The organism is Ferdinandcohnia sp. QZ13 (assembly GCF_031324165.1).
Taxonomy (GTDB): domain Bacteria; phylum Bacillota; class Bacilli; order Bacillales; family Bacillaceae_L; genus Ferdinandcohnia.
This window is the reverse complement of sequence record NZ_JAVIVW010000001.1, coordinates 1,080,676-1,106,906: the sequence shown is the minus strand read 5'-3', so window position 1 is coordinate 1,106,906 and position 26,231 is coordinate 1,080,676. Positions and strand designations below refer to the sequence as shown.

Sequence of the window (26,231 nt, the reverse complement as noted above, 5' to 3'; positions counted from 1 at the left end):
TATGATGAGGGGTTTAACTTGTTAAATGAGAAATCTGAAAGGAGCTATTTTATGCGGATCGTTCAAATATCCACAGATACAATCCCAGTCCCACCTCCAAAATACGGTGGTATTCAACGTGTTGTTCATTCTTTAACAGAGGACTTAGTTAAAATGGGACATGAAGTTTTTTTATATGCGCCAAGGGGAAGTCAAACAAGCGCCACTCTAATACCCTATGAACATAAGGGGCCTAATAATCAAAAAATTGCTGAATACGTGAAAAAGACATTACCACCTGAAATTGACCTCATCCACGACCATACTCATTTTTCAATCATTGATCAACTAAATCTGCCAATACCAACCATTAGTACGATTCATATTAATAACAGTAACCTTCCGCGCTATCCAGTATACATCAGTCAGAGGGCTTTAAAAGATGTGGGTGGTAACCTTGGATATTGCATTTATAACGGAATTGATATGGAAGAGTTTGAGTTTAGTAGTGAGAAACAGGACTATCTACTCTTTTTAGGTGAAGTAAGTCCAAAGAAAGGAATTCACCATGCATTAGAAATTGCAGACAAAACAAATAGGGAGCTAAGAATTGCTGGACCAATCTTTGATCGTCAGTATTTTCTTAAAGAGGTAGAACCTAGAATGAAACAAAATCCAAACATCAAATATGTTGGAGAAACAGGGGGAGAAGAAAAGCAACTGCTATTAAAACACGCAAACTGTCTTCTATTTCCTATCACTTGGAGAGAGCCTTTCGGGTTAGTTATGGTTGAGGCAATGGCCTGTGGTACCCCGGTGCTTGCCTTAAATAATGGTTCTGTACCAGAGGTTTTAGGTGCCTTTCATGACTGTATATGTCAAGAACTGCAAGAAATGATTGAAAAGGTTAATAAGCAAACTTTTCCAAAACCAGCTGTACTACGAAAACATGTTGCAGATATGTTTTCTAAAGAAAAAATGGTAGATTCCTATACTGAACTATACCGAAAAATAATTGAAGAGAAAATCCCACCTATTCATCTAAATAACCGAAACTTAAACAAGTTGCCTAATGAAGTACTGCATGAAAACAAATATGAAGTTGCAAAAAAATTATTGGAACAAGGGAAAACAAATCAGGCAAAGGAGTTAATTTTAGATACCTTTAAAACATCTAAACCAACCGCTGATTTTTGCTGTTTACTCGGTCTCTGTTTTAAAGAAGAGCAGAATTTAAAGGATGCTGTTTTTTGGTTTGATCTAGCACTTAAGCTTAAAACAAATAAATATATTGAAGAAAAAAATAGTACATGGTTTCCACATGTGCAGCTTTGCATTTGCTACTATCGTTTATCTAAATTTGAAAAAGCGAATCATCATAATGAAATTGGACTAAGTTATTTACCGAGTAGTTCAAATTTAAAAAACAATAAAATTTTACTTCAAAAAAAACTAGAGGAAAATGCTTCAAAACGATTAAAAATTGTTCAAGTAGCTCCTGATATTTTTCCAATCCCACCCGCTGATTATGGGGGTATCGAAAAAGTAGTATATGACCTTACCGAGGAACTCGTTGGGCTAGGGCATGAGGTATATGTATTTGCACCTAATGGATCAAAAACAAGTGCAAGGCTAATCCCCTATAACCATCGAGGAAGATGGAAGGTAAGTGAAATCATTAAGCAAGTTAAGGAGAGGCTTCCAGAAGAAGTTGATATTATCCATGACCATACACATTTTTCATCGATTGGAAGACTAAATTTAGAAATCCCTACTGTATGTACTGTTCATATAGGAGCACAAAATGATGTGAAAAATCCAGTATACGTTAGTCAAACGATTCTTAACAAGTTTGGTCGAGGTTATGGAGATTTTGTTCATAATTCAATTAGGCTAGAAGATTATCAGTTTTGTGATCAAAAAGAAGATTATTTTTTATATATAGGAAGACTTGCTAAGGAAAAGGGTATACATTTTGCTTTAGACATTTGTGAACAAGCTAATCTAAAATTAAAAGTTGCTGGACCTTATTCAGACTACAAAGAATATGAGAAAGAATTTAGACCAAGAATGAGCAGGAATCCAAATATAGATTATTTGGGGGCAGTTGGTGGTCAGCTTAAACAAGACTTGCTTAAAAATGCAAAATGCATGTTATTTCCAACAAATTGGGATGAGGCATTTGGACTTGTAATGATTGAAGCAATGGCTTGCGGGACACCAGTTTTGGCACTTGCAAATGGGGCGGTGCCTGAGGTAATGGAAGGATTTCCAGAATTAATCTGTAATAGTGTTGAAGAAATGAAGGATAAGGCAGTAAATATGACATTTCCATCACCTTCTGATCTAAGGAAATATGTGGAGGAGCGGTTTTCAACTAACACGATGACAGAAAATTATTTAAAGGTTTATCGGAAAATTATTGAAGAACATTAATAAAAATAGGAGTTTCATCTGAAACTCCTATTTTAGCTGGGTACCATTGGACAATCTCTTGGAACTTCAAGCGGGGGGCAAGTAGTAGTTTCTTTGATTTCTTCTCTAGGATTACATTCAACACCAATTACTTCCAATTTCACTACGCCAATAACCTGTATACTTTGACAAATTTGAATAAAGATTTGGATTCTTAAGCAGTTTGCATCCTTTTTTGGATGTGGAAGAATCTTTACTTTACATTCAAAGTCCGTGATTTCACATTTTAGCGTTGTGCCTTCTGGGGCACATAGATGAAATGATTCATATTCTAGAAAAGGGAAGGTACATACCATGCAAACTTTATTTTTGGAATTTAGGAATTTTACTGTAACAAAGCCTGACTTCAGAACGGTTATTTTTTGAAGGGTAACCGTTTTACCGTTATGAAGTGTTATGTCGACGTTTTCTCTAGGAAATTCGTCCGTTTGTTCTTCACATTTAATAGATTCTGGATTGTATGGATCAAGTGGGTTTCCGTGTTCATCAGATAGGAAGCAAATTGCGTTTCTTATATCCACTTCACACGGTTCATCCTCATGTGTGTAATGGATGTTTAACTCGAACTCTCCACAGCAGCAGCTATCGGAATGCTTTCCATCACATTGTACCTCAATGCGTTTCACGTTCCCAATTGTTCCACAAAAGGATTCGCTCTGACAAATGGAATTTATTTTTTCTCCATTTACAAAAATGTCTAATTTACAACCACAAGAGGAGGTTAACTTAATTTTTACTGTTGCTGTGACATGATCAATCCCGTACCCTTGCCAAAGTAGTGTTTTGGAGGAGGAATTGCATTTAATTTTAAAATCACAGCAAATGCAGTCCTTAAAATGGTCTTTTTGATTAGGAAACGAAATGACTTCTTTTTCCTTAATATGAACAACTCGATTAACCCAATCGAACACTTTCTTTGTTCTGATACAGTGTTTTTTGTCATTTTGTAGTTCTATTAGCTGCAAGTGTTGTTACCTCCTTTCGTTCAGATTGGTCTTTTTATTATATGGCTACTGACCATGAATTGTACTAGGCAAAAGCTTCAACCTGGTTTTAAATTAACAAGTTTTTTAACATAAATATCAAATGATAATATTTTATTCTCAATATAGTAAATGAGCCGTTTCAAATCTTGTAATGTAGAAATACAAATATATGGATTAAATATTGTAGGAGGTGCAAATAGTGAGAAGATGTCATGATTCTTGTGATTGCAATGATTGTTGTGGAAAACATAAGGATTTTAAAAAAGAATCCTGCGATTTCGTCAAAGACAAACTTTGCTGCGAATGGTGTATACCACCTGGTCAAAAGCAAAATGTTTATGTTGCTGCAGGTGTAAATGTATTCGCCTCAGGTTTTATTTCTGTAAACTGTGACGGCGAGAGCAGTGTCAAAGTTAGGTTTTTCAAAGACAATCAACTTGTTTCTGGTCCCTTTACTGTATTTGGCGGAAGCTGTATGACATTTACAGCAGCAAACTTTAATAGAATAGAGGTTGAGTGTCCTAGCAATGCCGGAGGTGCTGCGAGTGACAGCGATAACTTCTGTTCAGGGAAAATCTGTATTACTCCACGTTTTCAGGTAAAATGTGACCATCATGAACATGATCATGAAGATTGCGGTTGTCACCACTAGTCATAATTTTGCGGGTATTGATTTGTCTAAATCATACCCGTACTTATTTTTATGTAAATAGATAAAGTTTTAAATGGGCGGAGGTACAAGAATTGATTACAATTAGTCTATGTATGATTGTGAAGGATGAAGAAGCAACCCTATGGAACTGTCTTAATTCTGCTAAGGATATTGCCGATGAAATCATCATTGTAGATACAGGTTCAACAGATCGTTCAATGGAAATCGCAAGGGAATTTACTGATAAAATTTATGAATTTGAATGGGTAGGAGATTTTGCACCTGCAAGAAATTATTCCTTTAGCCATGCAACAATGGATTATATTTTATGGTTAGATGCTGATGATGTACTTTTTGAAGAAGATCAGAAAAAATTTTTAGAGTTAAAGCAAACATTAGATCCGGCTGTTGATTCTGTTTCGATGATTTATAATTATGGATTTGATAAATATGGCAATGTAACTTTGAGTTTTCGGAGAAATCGACTCGTAAAAAGAAGTAGAAACTTCCAATGGTATGGAGATTGTCATGTGTATTTACAGGTAGATGGGAAGATACTCGATACAGATATTTGTGTTTCTCATAAAAGAGTACATCATTCTACAGGAAGAAATTTAGCGATATATGAAAATAGACTTAAACGCGGGGATACATTTAGTCCACGGGATTATTATTACTATGCAAATGAACTTGATGAAAATGGTCATACAGAAAAAGCGATTGAAAATTATCTGACCTTTCTAAATATGAATGCAGGGTGGGTAGAGGATAAAATTTCTGCGTGTGGAAGATTAGCAGATTGCTATGGAAAGCTAGGTAATACGGAAAAGCAGAAAGAAGCGCTTTATAAATCGTTCGAATATGATCGACCAAGACCCGAGATTAGTTGCAAAATTGGATATTACTTGCGTAGTAAGAAAAAATATGAAGCCTCAAAATTTTGGTATGAGCTGGCAACAAAATATGAAAGACCAAAGGAAAATTGGGGATTTTTTAACCCAGCTTATACCACATGGGTACCACATATTAATCTGTGTGTTTGTTATTACAACCTTGGTGATTATGAGAAAGCATATTATCATAATGAAATTGCAAGAGAATATCGACCAGACGATGAGAGTGTTTTAAATAATAAAAAGCTTTTAGAAACGAAGTTATCAATTCAAAAAGATGAAAGTAATGTAGAGGCATAGGTATAATCTTATGCCTTTTTATATTGGTAATGAATAAGTTGATGTGACATTCGTACATTTTTCTATTTTTTCCTCTTTTATTGGTTTTACGCCGATACAAGCATTTTCCTTTTTCAATAGATTATAAGGAAACTATTTGAAAGAGGTGAAAATGAATTGGCAGGTATTAGATTTCATCATGATCATGACGATGATTGTTCGTGTTCAAAATGTTGTATGAGTGGTCCTAGAGGTAAACGTGGTCCAACAGGTCCAACAGGACCGCCTGGAGCCACCGGAGCCACCGGAGCAACTGGAGCCACTGGAGCAACTGGAGCCACTGGAGCCACTGGAGCCACTGGAGCCACTGGAGCCACTGGAGCCACTGGAGCAACTGGAGCCACTGGAGCGACTGGAGCCACTGGAGCCACTGGAGCCACTGGAGCCACTGGAGCCACTGGAGCAACTGGAGCCACTGGAGCCACTGGAGCCACTGGAGCCACTGGAGCCACTGGAGCCACTGGAGCCACTGGAGCCACTGGAGCGACTGGAGCGACTGGAGCCACTGGAGCCACTGGAGCCACTGGAGCCACTGGAGCCACTGGAGCCACTGGAGCCACTGGAGCAACTGGAGCCACTGGAGCCACTGGAGCCACTGGAGCAACTGGAGCGACTGGAGCGACTGGAGCGACTGGAGCGACTGGAGCCACTGGAGCCACTGGAGCGACTGGAGCGACTGGAGCAACTGGAGCGACTGGAGCGACTGGAGCGACTGGAGCGACTGGAGCCACTGGAGCCACTGGAGCGACTGGAGCGACTGGAGCCACTGGAGCCACTGGAGCCACTGGAGCCACTGGAGCCACTGGAGCCACTGGAGCCACTGGAGCCACTGGAGCCACTGGAGCCACTGGAGCCACTGGAGCCACTGGAGCCACTGGAGCGACTGGAGCGACTGGAGCCACTGGAGCGACTGGAGCAACTGGAGCAACTGGAGCAACTGGAGCCACTGGAGCGACTGGAGCGACTGGAGCCACTGGAGCGACTGGAGCCACTGGAGCAACTGGAGCGACTGGAGCAACAGGAGCCACTGGAGCCACTGGAGCCACTGGAGCAACTGGAGCAACAGGAGCCACTGGAGCCACTGGAGCCACTGGAGCCACTGGAGCAACTGGAGCAACAGGAGCCACTGGAGCGACTGGAGCGACTGGAGCAACAGGAGCCACTGGAGCCACTGGAGCAACTGGAGCGACTGGAGCAACAGGAGCCACTGGAGCCACTGGAGCAACTGGAGCCACTGGAGCGACTGGAGCAACAGGAGCCACTGGAGCGACTGGAGCAACTGGAGCCACTGGAGCAACTGGAGCGACTGGAGCGACTGGAGCCACTGGAGCGACTGGAGCAACTGGAGCCACTGGAGCAACAGGAGCAACAGGAGCCACTGGAGCAACAGGAGCAACAGGAGCAACAGGAGCCACTGGAGCCACTGGAGCAACTGGAGCAACAGGAGCAACTGGAGCCACTGGAGCCACTGGAGCAACTGGAGCGACTGGAGCCACTGGAGCGACTGGAGCCACTGGAGCCACTGGAGCCACTGGAGCCACTGGAGCCACTGGAGCAACTGGAGCAACTGGAGCAACTGGAGCAACAGGAGCCACTGGAGCCACTGGAGCCACTGGAGCCACTGGAGCAACTGGAGCCACTGGAGCCACTGGAGCGACTGGAGCGACTGGAGCCACTGGAGCAACTGGAGCAACTGGAGCAACTGGAGCGACTGGAGCAACAGGAGCCACTGGAGCCACTGGAGCCACTGGAGCAACTGGAGCAACAGGAGCAACAGGTCCAAAAGGTGCAACAGGAGAATGTGAATGTAGAGAAGAATATTGCCAAGTTTATTTTTATGATGAAGCTGTAACATATAATCTTGGTAACAACGAATCAATTGTATTTAATAAAGATGATGCCCCTTGTACAGATGGGTTTCAACATGCAAATCCTGTTACCACACCTACTACTGGTTTTACAGGGGTACGAGTACTAGTAGCTGGTGACTATTTGGTAAATTATATTGTAACGTTTACAGATGATGGTAATCCGCATCCGAATGAAGCAGCTTATCAGATTTTTAAAGGTACAACTCCAGTTCCACAATCTTTATTTGGTACAGGAATTGCTGGTCTTGCAACTAGTGTTACTCCAAAATTACAAGTGGTGGGAGAAGCGATTATTTCAATAGCAGCTGGCGATATTATAACACTTAGAAATGTTGGAACGACAGACCATATTAATCCTTCTATCGACCCAGTTGGAACTAGATCAAAGGTCAATAGTGCATCTTTGACACTTGTATTACTAAACGAAGCATAATTTGATATTGTTAAGTCTATGTACTATTAAAGAAAGAAATAATGATAAGGCATTGAAACCTATAGTTTCAATGCCTTTAATCGTTTTTTTGCAAAAATCTTTTAACTTAGGACATGCGCCGAGTCAGCGAATGTATTGAATTAATACTATATAAAGATTTAAAATTTCGTTGATAGAGGTGAACCAAATTGTCAGGAATTCATTTTCATCATGATGATTGCGAATGCTCAAAATGCTGTGTAAGTGGCCCGAGAGGTCCAAAAGGTAAAACCGGTCCAACTGGCCCTCCAGGCCCAACCGGTCCAACAGGTCCAACAGGAGCCACTGGAGCCACTGGAGCCACTGGAGCCACTGGAGCAACCGGGGCAACTGGAGCAACTGGAGCAACCGGGGCAACTGGAGCAACCGGGGCAACTGGAGCAACAGGAGCAACTGGAGCAACCGGCGCAACTGGGGCAACAGGCGCAACTGGGGCAACAGGTCCAACGGGAGTTTGTGAATGCCCAACTTGCGACTGTTGTACAGAAGCTATGAGAGAAGTATTAGCAGACTTGGCTGATATGTCTCCAGACGTGCAAGTAGACATCGGTACAATCGATCAAACTGGAATTGGTCAAGGTAACAATAATTTTACCATTCAAGACGTCGTAAATGGCTTTGTTGTTGTTGGAACAGTACCTGGTATGGGAACTAATCGACGTAATGCAGCCTTTCCTATTTGTAATGTTGTAGGAATTACTGCAAATGATGCAGCTACTGTTGCAATACTAAATAATTTAGATCTGCCAAATGATATAGAAAACTGTAATGATTGCTGTGAGGAATCCGTTCGCGAATTTCTATTACGTGTAACTGGTCAAAGCATTGATATTGATACAACTGCCACAGGACAGTTCAATAATCTCCAAAACGTCTTTATACGCACTGCCAATGATATCGGTCAAGGTGTAGTCAGGGTTACAGATACTAATAGTGAGACCCCAGGTAGGGTTTGGATTTTAAATCAATGCGAAATCACAACAGTTCAAGGATTTGCAACATTGACTTAGTAGGAAGTAGATTTTTTAGGAGGCTGTTCACATGAACAGCCTCCTTATTTTACAAAAAAGGCACTTATCCTTGGACAAACACCGCCGCAAATCTCTCTCCACTTTCATAATTTATTCCAATGGTAAATATGAGGTGAGAGAGTTGTTTGGCTTTTCAATGGTTCAATTTACTAGAACCCATGGTTCAAAAATGGACAAAAATCTTAGAAAAAACTTAATAAATCTATATCGTCCTTTTAAATGGACACCGTGTTTTTTGCACAAAACACTCGAAAAAATAATAAAGAAAACTAGGAAGTTTCAAGTAATTATCAAGTACACAGATCAAAATGAAGTTCAGGACAATGTGAAAAAAGTGATGGATCGTCATTATGGGTGCAAGCTCAACTATGAATTTAAAACCATTCCAAGTTCCTCAGCAACTGTTACAGCAGCCGGTTTAGAGGAGCTTTTAAAAACCTGTACGAATGTAAAACGAGTCTATTTAAATTCGGAGGTAAAGGCGTTATTAAATGTTGCAACTCCAGCAGGCAGGGCCGAACGAGTTGTTCGAAATGGGACTGAATTAACTGGTGAAGGTGTAACAATCGCAGTTATTGATACTGGATTTTATCCTCATCAAGATTTGGAAGGAAGGATTATAAGATTCGAAGATTTGGTTAATGGTAATGTGGAACCTTATGATGATAATGGACATGGTACCCATTGTGCGGGTGATGCAGCTGGTAATGGAATGGCTTCTGAAGGGAAATATAAGGCTCCTGCACCAAAAGCAATCGTTGTTGGTGTAAAAGTATTGGACAAACTGGGTTCAGGTTCATTAGATAGGTGTAGAATGGTGTATTCTTAACAATCAGGATTCGACCAAACCCAAGATTGATATTATTTCTATGTCGCTTGGAGCAACTGCTCAACGTTTAAGCAATGAAGATGCTGACCCGATGGTTCAGATTGTTGAAAAAGCATGGGACAGCGGAATGGTTGTTTGTGTTGCTGCTGGAAATGAAGGTGACGAACCAAATACAATTGCAAGTCCAGGTATAAGCAATAAAGTCATTATTGTTGGTGCTCTCGATGATAAAAATACGCATGATGATCTCAGGGACGACACGATTGCTGAATTTTCAAGTAGGGGACCAACAATCTATAATGTTCCAAAACCAGATATTGTAGCTCCAGGTGTAAATATCGTCTCATTACGTTCCTCAAATTCTTATCTTGATAAGTTCCAAAAAGCGAATCGTGTTGATGAGAGTTATCTTACCTTAACTGGTACTTCAATGGCTACGCCATTCTGTGCAGGTGTTGTACCATTAATGATTGAAAATAAGAAGAAACAGAATAAACGGTTTACTCCTGATAATATCAAAAAGGATTTACTGGATGGTGCAGATAAATGGAAGGGCGTCGATTACAATACGTATGGTGCTGGCTATTTTAATGCACAGAACTCAATCAAATAACTTTTTACTAAAAACAGGCTCAAGTAGCCTGTTTTTAGCATTTAATAGAGTAATTGGAGGTGTAGGTAACTGAGTAGAAAATTTGAGAATGAAATTGACCGTTTTATGACTGATTATTCTAACGACCATGAGGAAGCGATCGGGAAGTTAGATAAATGGGCAGCAGAAAATGAAAAGGGATTAAACCAGCTGGATAAGTCGGCTAGTGGATTTGAAAAAGAGCTTGAAACAATGATGGGAAAGCTTGATGGAAGGGTTTTAGAACACGAAAAGGGATTAAACCAGTTAGATACACAGGCTCAAGGATTCGAAAAAGAACTTGAGCCCAAAATGGAAAAACTCGATCAATGGTTTTCAAAGAAACAAGGCGAGTTAGAAAAAAAGATGGGAGAATAATTATTTTCTTAATTTCCGCAGTTGCCCTGTGCTCCTGTCCTCACAAAAACAACCCGTAAAACATAGTTTATAATGTACTCTTTTATGAGGAGGTGCAAAATATGGGCTACGGATTCGGTGGTTGTGGATACGGCTATGGAGGCTATGGTTACGGCGGATTCTACGGCGGATCAACTTTTGTTTTAATCGTCGTATTATTCATCCTATTAATTATTGTAGGTGCTTCTTTCTATAACTAATCACAGCATTCCAAAAGTAGAAGTACGAGTCGATCGGCTCGTACTTTCTACATTTAAAAAAAAGATAGTTTTTTCCCCAACCTGCGCACCACTTGTAGGCGGGGGTCATACGATATAACACAATGTAAGGAGGCTTCGAAATGGATAATAATTTTTTTAAGAATATCGAAAAGAAAACAGGCGTAGATATGCAGGAAGTATTCAAGCTTGCAAACTCTTTGCAAAATGCAAATTTTAAAGATGAGAATACCGTTCGTAACGTAATTAGAAAGGTCTCTAAAATTGCAAAAAAACCAGTAAATCAACAACTTGAAGACAAAATTGTTAATAGCATCGTTAATGGCAAGGAAAAAATGGACTTTAACACCATTTCAAAAATGATTAACAAAAAATAAGGAAAGGGGTCTGGCGAAATGGTCAGACCTTTTCTATATATACCCCTACAAATACAAGTCTAGACTCGAATTTTATAATAGAACATCAAGACCATACATATGTAATAAAAAAGGGAGGAGGGCAAAAAAATGGGCTATATATTACCCATCAACAATGAACAATATACTCAATATGTGCACCGTACCACAACCTATAAAACAAATCAAATGAAACTTCATCAAGTAAATCCGCTTGTCTTGAACGTAAATGAGCGTTCATATGATCTACACCAAGTTGACCGAAAAACATTGACGAAAAAACAAAGCCAATATATTGAAAACATCCGTGCACAATATACCGGCAAAGGATTACTTTTTAACGAGTCTATATAAAGGAAGGCTAGAATTCTTGAACGTACAAGCCTTCCTCTTCTCTCCATTCTGCGTAAAGTAAATCTTTATACGTAGATACACCTTGGCTTTTCAATTCCGAATGCAACCAACTTTCTGACCACTTTCCTTTAAATTCTCTTGAATTAATACGCCATCACTTACCAATGTAATCATCCAAAAAAAGGATGCCTCATAGGTGACATCCTGTCTAAACTTATAATTCTTTAATCATCGTGACATGAGGTATACCAGCATCCATGAAAATATCTGATACCGTTTCATATCCTAATTTCTTATAGAAGTTTTCCGCGTGTGTTTGAGCATTGAGCTTTAATTTCGAAATGCCTTGCTCTTTCGCAATGTCCTCCATCTTTTGCATAATCAAATTCCCTGCCCCTTTTTTACGGTGTGAAGCAAGGACGCAAATACGTTCTACTTTACCGTATCCGTCTAGCTCACGGAAACGCCCAGCTCCAACAGGTTCATTATGATCATAAAGGACAATATGTGTAGCCTCATCTTCAAATTGATCAATTTCTTCTTCAAGAGGTACATTTTGTTCATCAACGAAGACCACTTTACGGATTGTATAGGCATCGTCTTGTTCTTTGTTGTTTGTTACGATTCGTACTTCCATGCTGTGTTTAATTTTCCTTTCCTAAACGAAATGTTTCATAAACGGTCCATGAACCGTTCTCTAGCTGATAAAGAAGATGGATGCGGTCAATTTGCTCCTCGTGTTCCATTTTTAGCATGCGTAATTGACCATACACATCTGAATGCTCATCACTCGATAGCTTTTGCCCAATTGTAATATGGGGAACAAACGCATACTCGGGTTCTCCTGCAAAATAACCAGAGTGAAGGGCGTTGTGTAGTTTTTGTAATTCTTCATTCGGATCTACTTTCAAGTAAATGACATTATTTACAGGGGAAAAGGAACTAACCTTTAGAACCTTTAATGTAAATGGTTCAACCTGTTTCGAAACCGTTTCTAATTCCCTTGTAATATCCTGGATTTCTTCATCGGATGCTTCAAATGCATTTTTAACCGTAAGATGTGGTGGAATTAATGCGTAGTGTGGATCATATCGTTTACGATATGAATTAACCTTGTCTTGAAGTTTTTTGGACGGGAAGATAACAATGCCATATTTCATTTTTATTGCCCTCCTTATGGATTAATAAATCAAAACGAGAAGTACCTAATGTAGAAATACGGAAAATAATAACACAATTATATCAAATATCTGAAAATGATAGAATACCAATTAGGTTATTTTAATATTTTTGAAAGGGCTCTTGGCAAATCAGGCTGCCAATACTTCCAAGTGTGGTTGCCATTGAATTCCTCATAAAAATAGGGGAATCCTTTTTTTACAATGAGGTCGTGCAATTCACGATTTGGGGTTAAAAAATCTTCAATATCCCCCCTTGTTGTTTTCACTTCGGTTTCCCCAGTTCCTATCACATGATATAAATCAAGGAGGTGTGGTTCTTCAAAATTTTTAATCTTCTGAATGACGTGTTCATTTACAAGAGGTGATTGCAACATCACTTTACCAAAAGTATGAGGATATTCGAGTGCTGTTAAAAGTGATATAGTCGCAGCCAGTGAATCCCCAATCAGTGCGCGTCCTTGCCCCATTTGATATGTTGGGAACTCTTGATCAAGAAATGGCACCAGTTCCTCTCCTAAAAAACGCTTATATAAATGATGCTGCTCACCATCTGGATGGTACTTCCTACGTCGGTCTGCAACGCTTTTATAAGGAACCCCAATAATGATGGTATTGCTAATTTCGCCTGTTTCTAACAACTTATCAGCAACCCGTGCAATCCTGCCAAGATTAAAATAATCACGTCCATCTTGGGCGATAAGAATATTGTATTTATAAAGGGGAGAGTAGGATGCTGGTAAATAAATAATCAGCTCAAGTTCTTCATTTAAAATCTTACTATGTATAGTCATTTCCCTAACTGTGCCCTTATTAACCATGATTTTAAATCCTCCAAATCAACAATTTACTCTTTTATTATACCGTTTTAAAAAGGAAAGCGACAGGGAAAATCCCTGTCGCTTCATACTGGATTAAGCAGTTGCTTCATCCATGTGTTTCTTTTCAGATTCTGCTACATAAACCGCACATGCCGCATCACCTGTGATATTGATAGCGGTACGTGTCATATCAAGTAAGCGGTCAATACCGATAATTAATCCAATACCTTCTGGTGGTAAACCAACCGCAGTTAGTACCATCGCCAGCATGATTAAACCAACGCCAGGAACACCAGCTGTACCAATACTCGCAAGAACAGCGGTTAAGATTACCACTAAAATTTGAGAAAATGAAAGGTCAAATCCATAGACCTGTGCTATGAAAATAGTTGCAACACCTTGCATGATGGCCGTTCCATCCATATTAATTGTTGCACCTAATGGTTGAACAAAACTACTAATAGGTTCGGGAACCTTCAGATTTTTTTGTGCAGTCTCCATTGAAACTGGAAGTGTTGCATTACTACTTGATGTACTAAATGCAACTGTCATGGCAGGTGCGAATCCTTTAAAAAACTCGATTGGATTTCGTTTTGCAATTAACGCAATTGTGCCACCATATGTGACAACAGCATGGATGAGTAAGGCAGCAAGTACGATTAAGAAATACGCGAGCATTGCTTTAATCGCAGCATATCCTTGGCCTCCAATTGCAGTTGCAATTAATCCAAACGTTCCATATGGAGCCGTCTTCATAACAAGATTAACAAGATACATCAAGATTTCATTTGCCTGTTCAAACAAATTTATAATTCCCTTTGTTTTTTCACCCAAAACTGTTAAAGCAAATCCTATAAAAATAGCAAAAGCAATGATTTGAAGCATATTTCCATCATTCATTGCTGTAAAAGGATTCGTTGGAATAATATTTATTAACGTTTCCATAACAGGAGGAGCTTCAGTTGCGCCATCGTAGGTTGCCCCTTCCGTATTAAATCCTCCACCAGCACCTGGCTTGAAAATTGAGGCAAGAGCTATTGCGATTGTAATGGCAATTGTAGTTGTTGCTAAAAAGTAAGTAATCGTTTTTGCTCCAATTCTCCCAAGCTTCTTAGGATCACCAAGTCCTGTAACTCCTAGAGTAATAGATACTAAGACAATAGGAACAACAAGCATTTTAATTAAATTCAAGAAGATCTTACCTAGTGGGACAAAGACATAGGTATTTGCAAAATCAAAAGCGGTCGGTGATGTTACATTTAAAATAAGTCCAACAACCGCACCTAAACCTAAACCTAATAAAATCTTTTTAGTTAATGACATAAAAAACCTCCTCAAAGATGTAGTTAAATGTGAGTTGAAAGCAAAAGGGAATTGTGAATTACGATGAAAAGCATATTTTTGGAGACACAAAAGACCACGAGAGTATGGCTCGTGGCCTGAAAGTTGATTTGCGCAACAATGCTCTCTCCAAATGCTTACGAGGTTAGCTGTCGGATTCGGATGAAGAGTATTTTCCTACCTTTACTAATAAAGGATTCACCCCGAGTGCATTTATTTTTGCACGTTTTGGTTCCCCCGTTTCCCTAAAAATGGGAATTCAGCGAATATTAAGTTATAATTTGCCTCAATACTATATATATACAGTTAAAATGACATTATGTCAATGAAAACGTATTAATTACGTTGTTAACCTTGTTAAAAATTCTTAGGTGTTAAATTATGAATTAATAGATTCTAATTGACAAACCTTAAATACACATGTATATTATATATTATTCTAATACATTGATTCCGTAGCTCAGCTGGGAGAGCGCTACCTTGACAGGGTAGAGGTCGTTGGTTCGAGCCCAATCGGAATCATCACAAAAATTAAGCTATAATCGTTGATGTATCAACGTTTGTAGCTTTTTTATTTTTATATAAATTGGATAAAACTGGTTTCTTAATTTCAGCTTGGTCACATTCTGGTCACAAGAAAAATTAATTTATAATCTCGTTCAGTTTTCGAACAGCCTCTGCCTGCATCGTCGGTAGGACATGAGAGTAAGTATCCAATGTGATTTTAATATTACTGTGACCTAATCTTTCAGAAATAACTTTCACATGAACGTCCTTAGGTATGCCAATTACCTCTGATCATTGGTTGTACCAATATATGGATGATCGTGATGGTGACGGTATGGTGGGTGAGTAAGCCCCTCGAACTTTGAGACAAAATAAATGAACGAAAGTTCGTTAGAAGGACATCAAACATGGGTAAACGCTTATACAAAGGCGTCTGCCTAAGTATAGAAAAAGATGTGAGGAGTGAAATAATGTATACATGTGAAACTGTCAACATTCGTTGTCTGGCGGAGTTATAACTCTTCATTGGGAAGACAGAGATAATTCTCATGCATTCGTCACATGTAGAATGTGTGAACAACCGTAACAACTATCCGCTTGATTTTGCTAACATTTTGCTAACGCTATCCAGTGAAAAACGGTAAAATCAAGTTAAAGATGTTACAGGAAGAATTTAGAACAACCTTGATATACCGCACTTGTCGCACAAAGTGTGTAAGATATTACACACTCTCACCTTATGGGCGGCATGATGTAAGGCTTTTAAGCCATACATTTGAGAAATAGTTATTACTATTTTTCGCTCAATTTTTACTTCATTCTGAGAAGTAGTCATTGAATAAACCTATATCAATATCAAAAACCACTTCCTATAAAAATTAGGGAGTGGTTTTTTGTGTCGTTAAAATTTGTCTATCAAGATTTTTTGGGTGACCGACGTTTCAAGAACACAACCAAACAGAATGACTCTAAGCCTAATACAGCAAATGTCGATGACAATGCTTGGTATTATGTAAAGGTTGCAATATTGCTAAAGGGACAAAGATTGTTATTGAAGTTATAAAAGAAGTCCCAAGCCAGATTTTAGGACCAATGCTCTTACAGCAATATGCCATACGAATTGTAGAAAGTTTCTTTAAAAAAGTAACAATTACTATTCGTTTTTGCTGTTTTCATGTTGTATGTTTCTACTGAAGTTTTATTTTGTTTCGGTCTTTCATCCACCGGCAGAAAGAAGCATAACCATTCCATGGAAAAAAACAATAGATAAAATTTGGAGGAAAAAGAAATAGGCTCAATGATTAGTAACAGAGACCTATAAGAAAACATAATTTGTTGTAAGAGAGTACACATCGTAACTAGTGATTTCGTTTACACAAAACTGGCATTGACTTTTCCACTCTCTCTTCATGTTTAACCAAAATAATTATATTCAATGGGGAGGAAAGAAAAAAATGTTACAAAATGAGCTACAAGGGTTGGCAATCGACCCTTACCAAGTTGGTCAGTTAGTTCCTATGGATCTTCAAAGCCAAGACCTGCATACGATGAGCAGGCGTTGTGGAGGCTGTGGCTTCCGATGCGGCGGGTTCCGTTGTGGAGGTTGTGGCTTCCGATGCGGTGGCTGTTTCGGCTTCCGTTGTGGAGGCTGTGGTGGCTGCTTTGGTTTCAGCTGTTTCGGCTTTGGCCTCGGTTTTGGCGGCTGTTTCGGTTTTATTTAATTCTTTTGGCGTTTGAGCAGTTTGGAGCCGGGTAATTTCCTAAAGAAAAAAAATAATTTTATAAATCAAAAATGCCCTTGCGTAATTTGTCGCAGGGGCACTTCTTCTTTACTGGTTATCATATCGGACAAAGAATCGTACATAAACTAAGAATGCATATTTATGTGATTATGAATAAGGAGGGGCTATATGACAAAACTAGACTCGTCCTCGCGTCTTAAGGTCAAAAGGGATACATTTTTTCTTCCAGATCCACATGGCGGTGTGTATTTTAGAAACAACATAAGCACATTCCGAATGGAAGGTAATACAATCTATCAGTGGATTGAAAAATTAATTCCCTCGTTCAATGGAGAATTTACATTGGGAGAATTAACAGAGGGATTAACAGCCCCTTATCGGGACAGGGTGTACGAAATAGGAGAAATGTTGTTCACCAACGGTTTTGTACGGGATCTAAGCAAAGAGGCTCCTCATCAATTAAATCGAAGCGTTCTTGAAAAGTATGCTACACAAATCGAATTTTTAGAGAATTTTATGGAATCTGGTGCGTACCATTTTCAAGAATATCGTCAGGCGAAAGTTCTGGCTGTTGGCTCTGGGCCCTTTATGGTTTCATTGGTTTCTGCGTTAATCGAATCAGGTCTGCCCAAAATAAATGTTATGGACACAGATTCCATTCCTACCAATTGGCAGAGGCTAAATGAACTGGTGCAAAAGGCCCGTAAGACCGATTCTGAAGTCGAGATAAAGAATGTACCCTTCCATAAAGACGCGGGGATCAGTTTCTGGAGAGAAGCCATTCAGCCCTATGATTGTATTCTATACGTCTCCCAGGATGGCAATATAAATGAACTAAGGGATGTTAATCTGGTTTGCAAACAAGAAAAGAAGGCATTTATGCCATCCATCTATTTAGACCAGGTGGGGCTATCAGGTCCATTTGATCAAACGGATACAGATGTATGCTGGGAGTCCGCATGGCGCAGAATCCATCACTCAGCACTAAAAAAAGATCAACCGCCTCAATCCTTCTCTTCAACAGCGGGATCGATACTGGCAAATGTTTCAGTATTCGAATTTTTCAAAAGGGTTACAGGGATTGAAGATTCCAATGAGAGTCATCAAATTTACATGCTTGATCTTGAAACCCTCGAAGGAGACTGGCTTTACTTCATCCCACATCCATTGGGTACGTCTACACGTGATACCCTAAGACAGGTGGAAGATTTTGATTTACGCCTTGAACAGGAAACAGACCGAAATGAACAATCGAGTGACCTCTTAGAGTATTTCAGTCGATTAACGTCAGAAGAAATAGGAATTTTCCATACCTGGGAGGAACGAAATTTACCCCAGCTTCCTCTTGCACAGTGCTATGTTCAAGCCGTTAACCCCTTTTCTGAGGGACCTGCAGAGCTACTTCCTGAAGTTTTCTGTGCGGGACTAACACATGAGGAAGCAAAAAAAGAGGCCGGGCTGACGGGCATTGAAATGTATGTTTCACAAATGATAAATAGGCACGATGTGAGATACAAGCATCAGAAGAATAAGGTAGGTGCGAACATACCTGAGGAATTTATAGGGATCGGTGCTGGAGAAACAATCGCAGAGTCTGTTTGTAGAGGCCTTCAAGTATGTTTAGGTGAAGAATTGAAAAAGAGAAAGGTCGATCAGCAGAGTACGGTTTATGGTATTAAGTTGGGAGCCATAGAAGATAAGAGATGCAGATTTTATTTTAATGCCCTTACTACCTTAAATGGTACTCCAACAATTGGTTTCAAAGAGGATGTACTAGGCTTTCCTGTGGCATGGGTAAGGTCGAATGGCCGTTTGTACAAAAGTGTAGGTTTAAATACAACATTGGCATTACGTAATGCATTGGAACAAGCGCTTTTGGAAGCTCAAAACCAAGTGGATTCTACAGTAAAGCAAGAGATGGAGTCAGAGGTTTTTCTAGAAAAAAACGAAAGCAAACTGGATATCCCATCTTGTGATGATATTACGTCTCGGGAGCTATTACAATCGTCTATTGATATATTAAAACGGAACCGCATGCGGCTAGTAATCTATGATTTTGCCTTTGAGCCTTTTTTAAAGCAAGAGCTGGCAGGGGTGTTTGGTGTTCAGGTTAATGAGGGGGGATCCTAATGGCTGCTTATATACTTATAGATGGTGAGGGTCTATTAGCGGAATATGTCTATGATCAATTGTCCCCAAACTATATTGTTAGGCGCCAAAGCATTCTTGAAGTGGTTCCCGAAAATACTGAATTAGTTCTTGTTCTGCACGATACCTGGAAACCACACGTTCATCAACAAGCCGAAGAGAGGTTAAGGGCCTTAGGTATTCCATGGCTTCGAGGTTTCGTTTCGTTTGGTGAGGGAATCATTGGTCCATTTGTTCGACCTGATGTACCGGGATGTTCTCAATGTGCCGACATACGACTTATGTTAGCTGGTCCTGATCGCCAAGAAATGTTGGGGCTTCGGATGAAAATGGCAGCAAGAGAAGATTTACTTCGTGATGCATGGGTATCACGAACCGGACTATCGCAAATGGCGATCTTGATTGGCAACGAAGTGATGAAGATTCTTCAAGGAGAACAAAGCTGCCTAGGAGAACGGGTGATCATTACAAATCTAAAAAGGTTAACGATCTCCAGCCACTTTTTCTTACCAGATTCGTTGTGCGCTATGTGCAGTCTAATACCTAAAGACACATCTGAATTGGCTAACATTAAGTTAGAACCTACCCCTAAATTGAATCCTGCTGGTTACCGAAGCCGTTCGATGGATGAATTAAAAAACGTGCTGGTTAAAGATTATCTGGATTATCGTACTGGTATCATGAATGGGAAAATGCAGGATATCAGGCTGCCGTTCGCTGACGTTTTAGTGAACATGCCGTTGTTTGTTGGGGACGAGGGAGTAGCGGGTAGATCTAATTCCTATGAAATGAGTGAGCTAACTGCTATTTTAGAGGGTTTGGAGAGATATTGCGGAATCGAACCTCGAGGCAAAAGGAAGGTAGTTTGTGATAGCTATCACAATTTGGCGGATAAAGCATTAAATCCTGCAAAGGTAGGTTTGCATGAGGAGGAACAGTATGCAAAGCCAAAATTTCCATTTAAACCATTTCATCCTGATCAACCAATGAATTGGGTCTGGGGATATTCATTTTTACAAGAACGCCCTATTCTGGTTCCGGAGTTGCTGGCCTATTACAGTTTGGGATATGGAGAAGGATTTGTTTATGAGACTTCCAACGGCTGTGCATTAGGAGGGAGTTTAGAGGAGGCCATTTTCCATGCCATTATGGAGGTCGTTGAGCGAGACTCATTCTTATTAACCTGGTATGCACAACTCCCACTTCCCCGCCTTGACCTTAGTTCTGCGAACGATAAGGAATTGCAGTTGATGGTTAGCCGGATTCGTGAAGTCGCTGGGTATGACCTGCTTTTTTACAATGCAACAATGGAAAATGAGATTCCGTGCGTTTGGGCAGTGGCAAAAAACAGAAGATCCGAGGGTGCAAACCTCATTTGTGCAGCAGGAGCTAATCCTGATCCTGTAAAGGCAGTAAAAAGTGCGATTTACGAGCTTGCAGGAATGATGATTAGGAATGACGAAGTCCTAACCAAAAATCGACAGAAATATGAAGAAATGTTACAGAATCCGTTTGCTGTACGTACCATGGAGGACCATGGCATGCTATACGGGCTGAAAGAAGCAGAGGAGAATTTAAGTTTTTTATTGGATGAAAATCGTCCTTTACGTACATTTGATGAGGAATTTAAGTGTCCGATGGTGAATGCTGATTTGAAGGATGATGTTGAGGATCTTCTAAATAGGTTCCGAAGGTTAGACCTTGAAGTCATTGTGGTTGACCAAACATCCCCTATAACCAAAAGGAACAGCTTATTTTGTGTAAAGGTATTGATTCCTGGAATGCTGCCAATGACATTTGGACATCACCTTACACGTACAAGAGGTCTTGACCGGGTACTCAACGTACCTGTGAAACTCGGGTTTAAAAAGCAACCGTTAACATATGAGCAGTTGAATCCATATCCCCATCCTTTTCCATAACTGCTAGAGTAGGAGGGTTTCAGGTTGGAACTAGATACATTCCTATACAATCTGCATTTTGACACTGATAAACTTCTTTCGTCGGATTCGCAACCGGATTGGGAAGATGCACCACTTCCCTATAAACTGTACCGTGGCTTACCAGAGATTCCACTTACCGCAGATGTACCGTTAACCCTCAAAGGGAGAGAAGTTAATTCAATACCAAGCCTAGAGGAGTTTGGTCATTACTTATGGTATGTATATGGTCTTACTCGATACTCTCAAGTTGCTTTCATTGAGGGCACCGAGGAAAAACCTACTGTAAGCTACGCCCAGTTGTTTCGCAGATTTGTTCCCTCTGGTGGAGCGTTGTATCCCAATGAATTATATGTGTACTTAAAGTTGGAGGATGCACCAGAGGGAGTTTACCATTACGATGTTGCACACCATCGCCTTTTACTGATACGAGAAGGCAACTACGATTCCTATCTATCTAGAAGTCTTGGAAATCGTTATAATCTTTCAGATTGTTTTGGTACTGTTTTTGTATCGACGGTTTTTTGGAAAAATTTTTTTAAATACAATAATTTCTCTTACAGGTTACAAGGGTTAGATGCAGGTGTGCTAATTGGGCAATCGTTGGAAGTGGCGGATAGGATGGGGTTCTCAACAAGGGTCTGTTACCAATTTCTAGATCGTTCGATCAATCATTTGCTTGGGCTATCTGAACAGGATGAAAGTGTATATGCTGTGATCCCATTATCTATTTATAATGTGGACCAATTTAAAATAGAAAAAAATATTTCTGCAACGGAATTGTCAAGGGAAGTTCCGTTGATCAAGCATGTAACATATAACCGTTCAAAGAGAGTCATTGATTACCCAGTGCTGAAAGAGATCAATGAAGCCTCAATGTTGGAAGCAACACATTCATTTGTAAACATAAAAAAACAGGATCCTCTTAACAATGCATTTGGTACAGAGTTAATCTTACTGCCATTTACGGAGGCAATGTCATACGATTTAGCATCCGTCTGTAGAGAAAGGCATTCTCCCGATATTGATTTTATGATAGGGAAAGTCAGTCAAACAACAGTATCCACTTTGTTAAATGAGACTTTTTCATTTTTATATCAAAATGACCTTGACATAACCCCGGGGAATCATGATATTGGTTTAAACTTGTATGGCACTTTTTATAACGTGGAAGGTGTTAAAGATGGTGCTTACGCCTATGACAAAGGTGCACATGCACTTCGGAGAATATCTATGGGGGATTTCCGGGAGTATATGCAAAATTGTTTAACAATGCCTATTGTAAATCTGTTTCAAGTTCCACTCTGTCTGCATGTTGTTGGAGACAAGGACCACTATAAAAAGGAACTAGGCTATAGAGGATACAGAATTCAACAGATGGAAGCAGGTATACTCGTGCAAAGGCTGCTCTTGACAGCATGTGCCCTAGAGTTGGGGGGACACCCACTATTAGGATTCGACTCGAACCAAAGTGATGAACTTTACGGAGTCAATTCGATAGGAAAAACAAGCCTTATCCAAATCCCTGTCGGTCCATATCGTCCACGCGTTTGGTTAAAAGGAAGTTTGAATAGCTAAGATAGACAGGAGTAATGAGCATTTCGACGAGGTAATAAGAAAAGCTAATAAAATAGCTGATAATGACACACTTTCAGATAATGAGAAAATTATTGCATATAATGATCTAGCTGATTGGGCAATCTTAAATCAGGATGATTAAAATGTTTAAAGACTTAGCGTTATTTTGTATGATATTTAATAATATATTTAATAATTTGTGAGTTTTGTAATTAATGTAAAGGGCTATCAAGAACAACCACATAAACATAAGAAAAGCGGCACAGATATTGTGTCGCTTATTTTTTTTCCCATTTCTTTTAATTTAGCATAATCGTTGAGCTAGGTACACTTGTCATTTTTACAATATCATTAACACTTAATCCATTTGACTCGCGTTCCTGGTAAAGTTTTATAGCTTTTTTAACGTCCTTTTCAGCTTTTCCGACAAGCCCCATATGTTTCCTTTGTGCTTTTGCTCTTTCTCGTCCTTCAGATGTTCGTTCGTTAATCAAATCACGTTCAAATTCGGCGATTGCACGAGCATTATTTATTGCAAGTGTGTTTTTTACGTTGTTAATAGTAACTATACAGTTCTTTGCAAAACCTCAATTAAGACCTTGGAGTTATTCTTCAAGGGTAGCGTGGATCTTGTTATGTTTAGGTATGTTGTATGGTCTCTATAAATTGTATAAATCCTGTATTGTAAGAACCATTTTTCACTTCAATACATTTTGGAAATTCTCTTGCCTTATTAATAGCAGGGGTCGGCATAATAGGGTTTAGGAAGCACCCTTAATATTATTTCTGTATTTGCTTATCAGTTTTATTAGATAACGCTTTTGATAAAGGTTATATTACGATTACTCCGGATTATCGAGTAAAAGTTTCTGAAAAAGTGAAAAATGATCCAAATTTAGAAGTAGAATTAGCTAAATACCAAAATCAAAGAATAAATGTTCCAAAACATCAACCACCAAAAAAGGAATACCTCGAGTGGGATAATAGAAATGTGTTTTTAAATTAACTAGAAAAGAAATAATTTAGTAACCATTTTTAAGGAAAATGATCGACAATATCTGGGGGCAAGTTGGGGGCAGAGTGGGGGCAAATTCAAACATACTGCCCCAAATTACATCTGTAAGAATAATAAAATAGCAAAACTAAAACCTATAAAATCAACTTTTTCAAACCAAAACTGTTATAATCAGATTCAATTCTCCACCTTGACAGGGTAGAGGTCGTTGGTTCGAACCCAATCGGAATCATCATTTAAAAGCTCCACCTTCCTTGTTCTTAAGGAAGGTGGAGCTTTTTTATCTTTTCAACATATTAACAAGTTTGAATATAAATGAATAATGTAAAAAAAGTAATCCAAAGTTTTGGTATAGCCCTTTGAATAGAATCTATTTACATATAGAAATTCCCTATATCAAACATGTTTTTTCTGAAACTTTGAAAGGAATGTGGTGACAATGGATCAAGTGGAACTAAAAGAATATCTAATAAAACTTAGGGAAGATGCTCAAACAAACATTTTCAAGCACACCGAATACAATTTCAATGATCCCACAACTCTAAGTAAAATGAATTTACGGGCCTTTTTTACTTTGCATAGAATGGCTCATCCCAATTTAAACAATATTTTACGTGAAAAAGGATTCTTGTCACTTGCAAATTGTAGTCCCCATATCATGGATACCTTAAATAAAATCATCCATCACCTTTCTAAGGAAGTTTCTACCCCTTATTTGAAACACGAATATATTGACGTACACATTGCGAATTCATTAAAAGAAGAGCGTAAAGATCACTTGTTTGGAAAAACAATCAATCAAAAACATATTATGGTTACCCTTGACCGGAAAATGCTTAATACCCCTGAAGTTTTTAACGATTTGCTGCAAGCCGGCATGACAATAGCAAGAATAAACTGTGCGCATGATGATTTGACGGTTTGGAAAAAGATGATTCAATCATTAAAAATGGCAGAAGAAACGTATCATGCAAGAGGTGTTAGAAATAATTCAACATGTAAAATTTTTATTGACCTTCCAGGACCTAAAATTCGAATTGGGCAAATTGTACCTAGTAAAAATAAAAAAGGAATGACAGATAGTTTTATAAAAATAAAGAAAAATGATATGTTGCGAATTTATAAGAATGATAAATATATTGGAATTCCTAAAACGGATAATGTGCCAGCATCGGTTGGAGTTACATTACCTAAAGCTTTACGAAATGTGCGAATCGGTGACAGAGTGTATATCGATGATGGAAAAATAGTTGCGAAGGTTTTATCGAATACAGAGGAGTATATCGAGACTAAAATTCTCTTAACAAGAAAAAAAGAAGAGACAATATATCCGGAAAATGGCATAAATTTTCCTGACTCCCTTGTCCACTTAAACGTACCAACGGTTTCTGAATCAGATTTGAAGATTTTGAAATCCATGTATAAAGACATTGATTTAGTTGGAATTTCCTATATTAATCACCCAAAAGATATTCAAATTGTAAAGCACCAGTTAGAAATGTTGACTGAAGATAAAAAAGGAATTATTGCAAAAATAGAAACAAAAAATGCCATATTATCATTATCCAAAATAATTATGGAAGGATTAAATTACGGTTTGTTTGGAGTCATGATTGCAAGAGGGGATTTAGTAATCGAAATTGGATTGAAACAGTTTTTAAGTGCGCAAGAAGGAATTCTAGAAATCTGTCATGCAGCCCATATTCCTGTTATTTGGGCCACAGGAGTCTTAGAAAATATGAATAAAAAGAATATCCCATCAATCCCTGAATTAACAGATGTACATGCAGGTTTAAGAGCAGATTGTATAATGTTTAATAAAGGTCCTTATGTTCCAAATTCAATTGAATTTTTACAAAAGCTTAACGAAATTAACCAAGACCCTCAATTTCATGTAAGAAATTCATTAGTATCATTTGTTCAATATGATTTTTGATTTTTGTAGTGCATGCAAAGAGATGATGGCCCTGAAACTCCTTCATTTGTACAAAAAAAGCTTATTAGTTAACAGCCCATTTTAGATAAATGCCCAAGAATTATTACATTCGCGGAATATGTTGTAAGTGAAAATATGAGGAGGGATAACTTAGTATGAATGTATATGATCAGTATTTTGTAGGAAGTCCACGAGTTCCAATGATTGATTCAAATGATAGTAGAATTTTCGGAAGACCATTTGGCTTGGGATTTGGTAGACCGTTTGGCTTTGGATTTGGAAGACCATTTGGTTGGGGATTTGGTGCCCCATTTTTAGGTGGCGCGTTATTAGGGGGATTAGGAGGATTAGCAGCTGGTTCCTTACTTGGCCCTTGGGGATATGGAGGATATGGAGGATATGGAGGATTTGGATATCCTTATGGGTATGGATTTGGATATCCTGGGTTCATTTAATAATATGTATTGGAGTCGGTTACCTATA

Annotated in this window: 23 protein-coding genes, 1 tRNA gene, 3 pseudogenes and 1 riboswitch; of the genes and pseudogenes, 19 read left to right on the top strand and 8 right to left on the bottom strand. The window is 38.9% G+C overall.

Annotated elements, in window-relative coordinates; genetic code table 11:
- Window positions 1–51: 51 nt before the first annotated feature.
- A complete protein-coding gene (locus tag RGU12_RS05340) occupies window positions 52–2,415 on the top strand; it encodes a glycosyltransferase family 4 protein (protein ID WP_309535135.1) in 2,364 nt (787 codons plus the stop codon).
- Between the two features lie 32 nt (window positions 2,416–2,447).
- Here RGU12_RS05340 and RGU12_RS05335 read toward each other — a convergent pair whose 3' ends face one another.
- A complete protein-coding gene (locus tag RGU12_RS05335) occupies window positions 2,448–3,419 on the bottom strand; it encodes a BMQ_0737 family morphogenetic spore coat protein (protein WP_309535134.1) in 972 nt (323 codons plus the stop codon).
- A 220-nt stretch (window positions 3,420–3,639) separates the two neighbouring features.
- Here RGU12_RS05335 and RGU12_RS05330 point away from each other — a divergent pair, with 220 nt between their 5' ends.
- Together RGU12_RS05330 and RGU12_RS05325 are read left to right on the top strand one after the other, a co-directional pair.
- Window positions 3,640–4,092, top strand: coding sequence for an S-Ena type endospore appendage (locus RGU12_RS05330; protein WP_309535133.1), 453 nt, complete (start codon window positions 3,640–3,642; stop codon window positions 4,090–4,092).
- A gap of 92 nt (window positions 4,093–4,184) precedes the next feature.
- Window positions 4,185–5,285, top strand: coding sequence for a glycosyltransferase (locus RGU12_RS05325; protein ID WP_309535132.1), 1,101 nt, complete (start codon window positions 4,185–4,187; stop codon window positions 5,283–5,285).
- A gap of 226 nt (window positions 5,286–5,511) precedes the next feature.
- On the opposite strand, the gene RGU12_RS23825 is transcribed toward RGU12_RS05325, so the two are convergent.
- Window positions 5,512–7,179: a hypothetical protein gene (locus RGU12_RS23825; RefSeq protein ID WP_483867246.1), complete on the bottom strand. Its 1,668-nt coding sequence runs from the start codon at window positions 7,177–7,179 to the stop codon at window positions 5,512–5,514.
- A gap of 137 nt (window positions 7,180–7,316) precedes the next feature.
- Here RGU12_RS23825 and RGU12_RS05315 point away from each other — a divergent pair, with 137 nt between their 5' ends.
- From RGU12_RS05315 to RGU12_RS05285, 7 genes and pseudogenes are all read left to right on the top strand, one after another.
- Window positions 7,317–7,628 carry a hypothetical protein gene (locus RGU12_RS05315; RefSeq protein ID WP_309536309.1) on the top strand — a complete coding sequence of 104 codons (312 nt, stop codon included), beginning with the start codon at window positions 7,317–7,319 and terminating at the stop codon, window positions 7,626–7,628.
- 188 nt (window positions 7,629–7,816) lie between these two features.
- Complete coding sequence (locus RGU12_RS05310; RefSeq protein ID WP_309535131.1) at window positions 7,817–8,677, top strand: hypothetical protein; 861 nt, start codon at window positions 7,817–7,819, stop codon at window positions 8,675–8,677.
- A 142-nt stretch (window positions 8,678–8,819) separates the two neighbouring features.
- Window positions 8,820–10,140: pseudogene (locus RGU12_RS05305) on the top strand (S8 family peptidase).
- A gap of 69 nt (window positions 10,141–10,209) precedes the next feature.
- A complete protein-coding gene (yjzK, locus tag RGU12_RS05300) occupies window positions 10,210–10,536 on the top strand; it encodes a protein YjzK (protein ID WP_505307730.1) in 327 nt (108 codons plus the stop codon).
- A gap of 101 nt (window positions 10,537–10,637) precedes the next feature.
- On the top strand, window positions 10,638–10,775 hold the full coding sequence (locus RGU12_RS05295; RefSeq protein ID WP_026021714.1) for a YjcZ family sporulation protein: 138 nt from the start codon (window positions 10,638–10,640) through the stop codon (window positions 10,773–10,775).
- Window positions 10,776–10,915: 140 nt separating this feature from the next.
- Window positions 10,916–11,170: a sporulation-specific transcription regulator SpoVIF gene (spoVIF, locus tag RGU12_RS05290; RefSeq protein ID WP_116351067.1), complete on the top strand. Its 255-nt coding sequence runs from the start codon at window positions 10,916–10,918 to the stop codon at window positions 11,168–11,170.
- Between the two features lie 129 nt (window positions 11,171–11,299).
- Window positions 11,300–11,542: a hypothetical protein gene (locus RGU12_RS05285; RefSeq protein WP_309535129.1), complete on the top strand. Its 243-nt coding sequence runs from the start codon at window positions 11,300–11,302 to the stop codon at window positions 11,540–11,542.
- Window positions 11,543–11,756: 214 nt separating this feature from the next.
- Here RGU12_RS05285 and RGU12_RS05280 read toward each other — a convergent pair whose 3' ends face one another.
- From RGU12_RS05280 to RGU12_RS05265, 4 genes are all read right to left on the bottom strand, one after another.
- A complete protein-coding gene (locus RGU12_RS05280; RefSeq protein ID WP_309535128.1) occupies window positions 11,757–12,179 on the bottom strand; it encodes a GNAT family N-acetyltransferase in 423 nt (140 codons plus the stop codon).
- 7 nt (window positions 12,180–12,186) lie between these two features.
- A complete protein-coding gene (locus RGU12_RS05275; protein ID WP_309535127.1) occupies window positions 12,187–12,702 on the bottom strand; it encodes a YjcG family protein in 516 nt (171 codons plus the stop codon).
- A 116-nt stretch (window positions 12,703–12,818) separates the two neighbouring features.
- On the bottom strand, window positions 12,819–13,541 hold the full coding sequence (locus RGU12_RS05270) for an alpha/beta hydrolase (protein ID WP_309535126.1): 723 nt from the start codon (window positions 13,539–13,541) through the stop codon (window positions 12,819–12,821).
- A gap of 93 nt (window positions 13,542–13,634) precedes the next feature.
- Window positions 13,635–14,864 carry a dicarboxylate/amino acid:cation symporter gene (locus RGU12_RS05265; protein ID WP_309535125.1) on the bottom strand — a complete coding sequence of 410 codons (1,230 nt, stop codon included), beginning with the start codon at window positions 14,862–14,864 and terminating at the stop codon, window positions 13,635–13,637.
- 136 nt (window positions 14,865–15,000) lie between these two features.
- A riboswitch (cyclic di-AMP (ydaO/yuaA leader) is annotated at window positions 15,001–15,157 on the bottom strand.
- 174 nt (window positions 15,158–15,331) lie between these two features.
- Between RGU12_RS05265 and RGU12_RS05260 the strand changes: the two genes are divergently transcribed.
- A tRNA-Val gene (locus tag RGU12_RS05260) sits at window positions 15,332–15,404 on the top strand.
- 120 nt (window positions 15,405–15,524) lie between these two features.
- On the opposite strand, the pseudogene RGU12_RS05255 reads toward RGU12_RS05260, so the two are convergent.
- Window positions 15,525–15,665: pseudogene (locus tag RGU12_RS05255) on the bottom strand (site-specific integrase); the annotation flags it as partial.
- Between RGU12_RS05255 and RGU12_RS23820 the strand changes: the two are divergent.
- The 6 genes and pseudogenes from RGU12_RS23820 to RGU12_RS05235 all read left to right on the top strand — a co-directional run.
- Window positions 15,664–15,738: pseudogene (locus tag RGU12_RS23820) on the top strand (DNA/RNA non-specific endonuclease); the annotation flags it as partial. The pseudogenes RGU12_RS05255 and RGU12_RS23820 overlap by 2 nt on opposite strands.
- A 546-nt stretch (window positions 15,739–16,284) precedes the next feature.
- Window positions 16,285–16,452 carry a hypothetical protein gene (locus tag RGU12_RS05250; protein ID WP_309535124.1) on the top strand — a complete coding sequence of 56 codons (168 nt, stop codon included), beginning with the start codon at window positions 16,285–16,287 and terminating at the stop codon, window positions 16,450–16,452.
- 346 nt (window positions 16,453–16,798) lie between these two features.
- A complete protein-coding gene (locus tag RGU12_RS23755; protein ID WP_396232304.1) occupies window positions 16,799–17,110 on the top strand; it encodes a heterocycloanthracin/sonorensin family bacteriocin in 312 nt (103 codons plus the stop codon).
- A 189-nt stretch (window positions 17,111–17,299) separates the two neighbouring features.
- A complete protein-coding gene (locus tag RGU12_RS05245) occupies window positions 17,300–19,261 on the top strand; it encodes a putative thiazole-containing bacteriocin maturation protein (RefSeq protein WP_309535123.1) in 1,962 nt (653 codons plus the stop codon).
- Complete coding sequence (locus tag RGU12_RS05240; RefSeq protein WP_309535122.1) at window positions 19,261–21,201, top strand: TOMM precursor leader peptide-binding protein; 1,941 nt, start codon at window positions 19,261–19,263, stop codon at window positions 21,199–21,201. The genes RGU12_RS05245 and RGU12_RS05240 overlap by 1 nt, the downstream gene beginning before the upstream one ends.
- Before the next feature lie 24 nt (window positions 21,202–21,225).
- On the top strand, window positions 21,226–22,797 hold the full coding sequence (locus RGU12_RS05235) for a SagB family peptide dehydrogenase (RefSeq protein WP_309535121.1): 1,572 nt from the start codon (window positions 21,226–21,228) through the stop codon (window positions 22,795–22,797).
- A gap of 299 nt (window positions 22,798–23,096) precedes the next feature.
- Here RGU12_RS05235 and RGU12_RS05230 read toward each other — a convergent pair whose 3' ends face one another.
- Entirely contained in the window at window positions 23,097–23,291 is a 195-nt protein-coding gene (locus RGU12_RS05230; protein ID WP_483867245.1) for a hypothetical protein, read from the bottom strand.
- A gap of 960 nt (window positions 23,292–24,251) precedes the next feature.
- On the opposite strand from RGU12_RS05230, the gene RGU12_RS05225 reads away from it, so the two are divergent.
- On the top strand, window positions 24,252–25,748 hold the full coding sequence (locus RGU12_RS05225) for a pyruvate kinase (RefSeq protein WP_309535120.1): 1,497 nt from the start codon (window positions 24,252–24,254) through the stop codon (window positions 25,746–25,748).
- A gap of 200 nt (window positions 25,749–25,948) precedes the next feature.
- The gene (ymaG, locus tag RGU12_RS05220; protein ID WP_309536273.1) at window positions 25,949–26,203 is read left to right on the top strand and encodes an inner spore coat protein YmaG; all 255 of its coding nucleotides are present in this window, start codon (window positions 25,949–25,951) and stop codon (window positions 26,201–26,203) included.
- The last annotated feature ends 28 nt before the right edge of the window (window positions 26,204–26,231 follow it).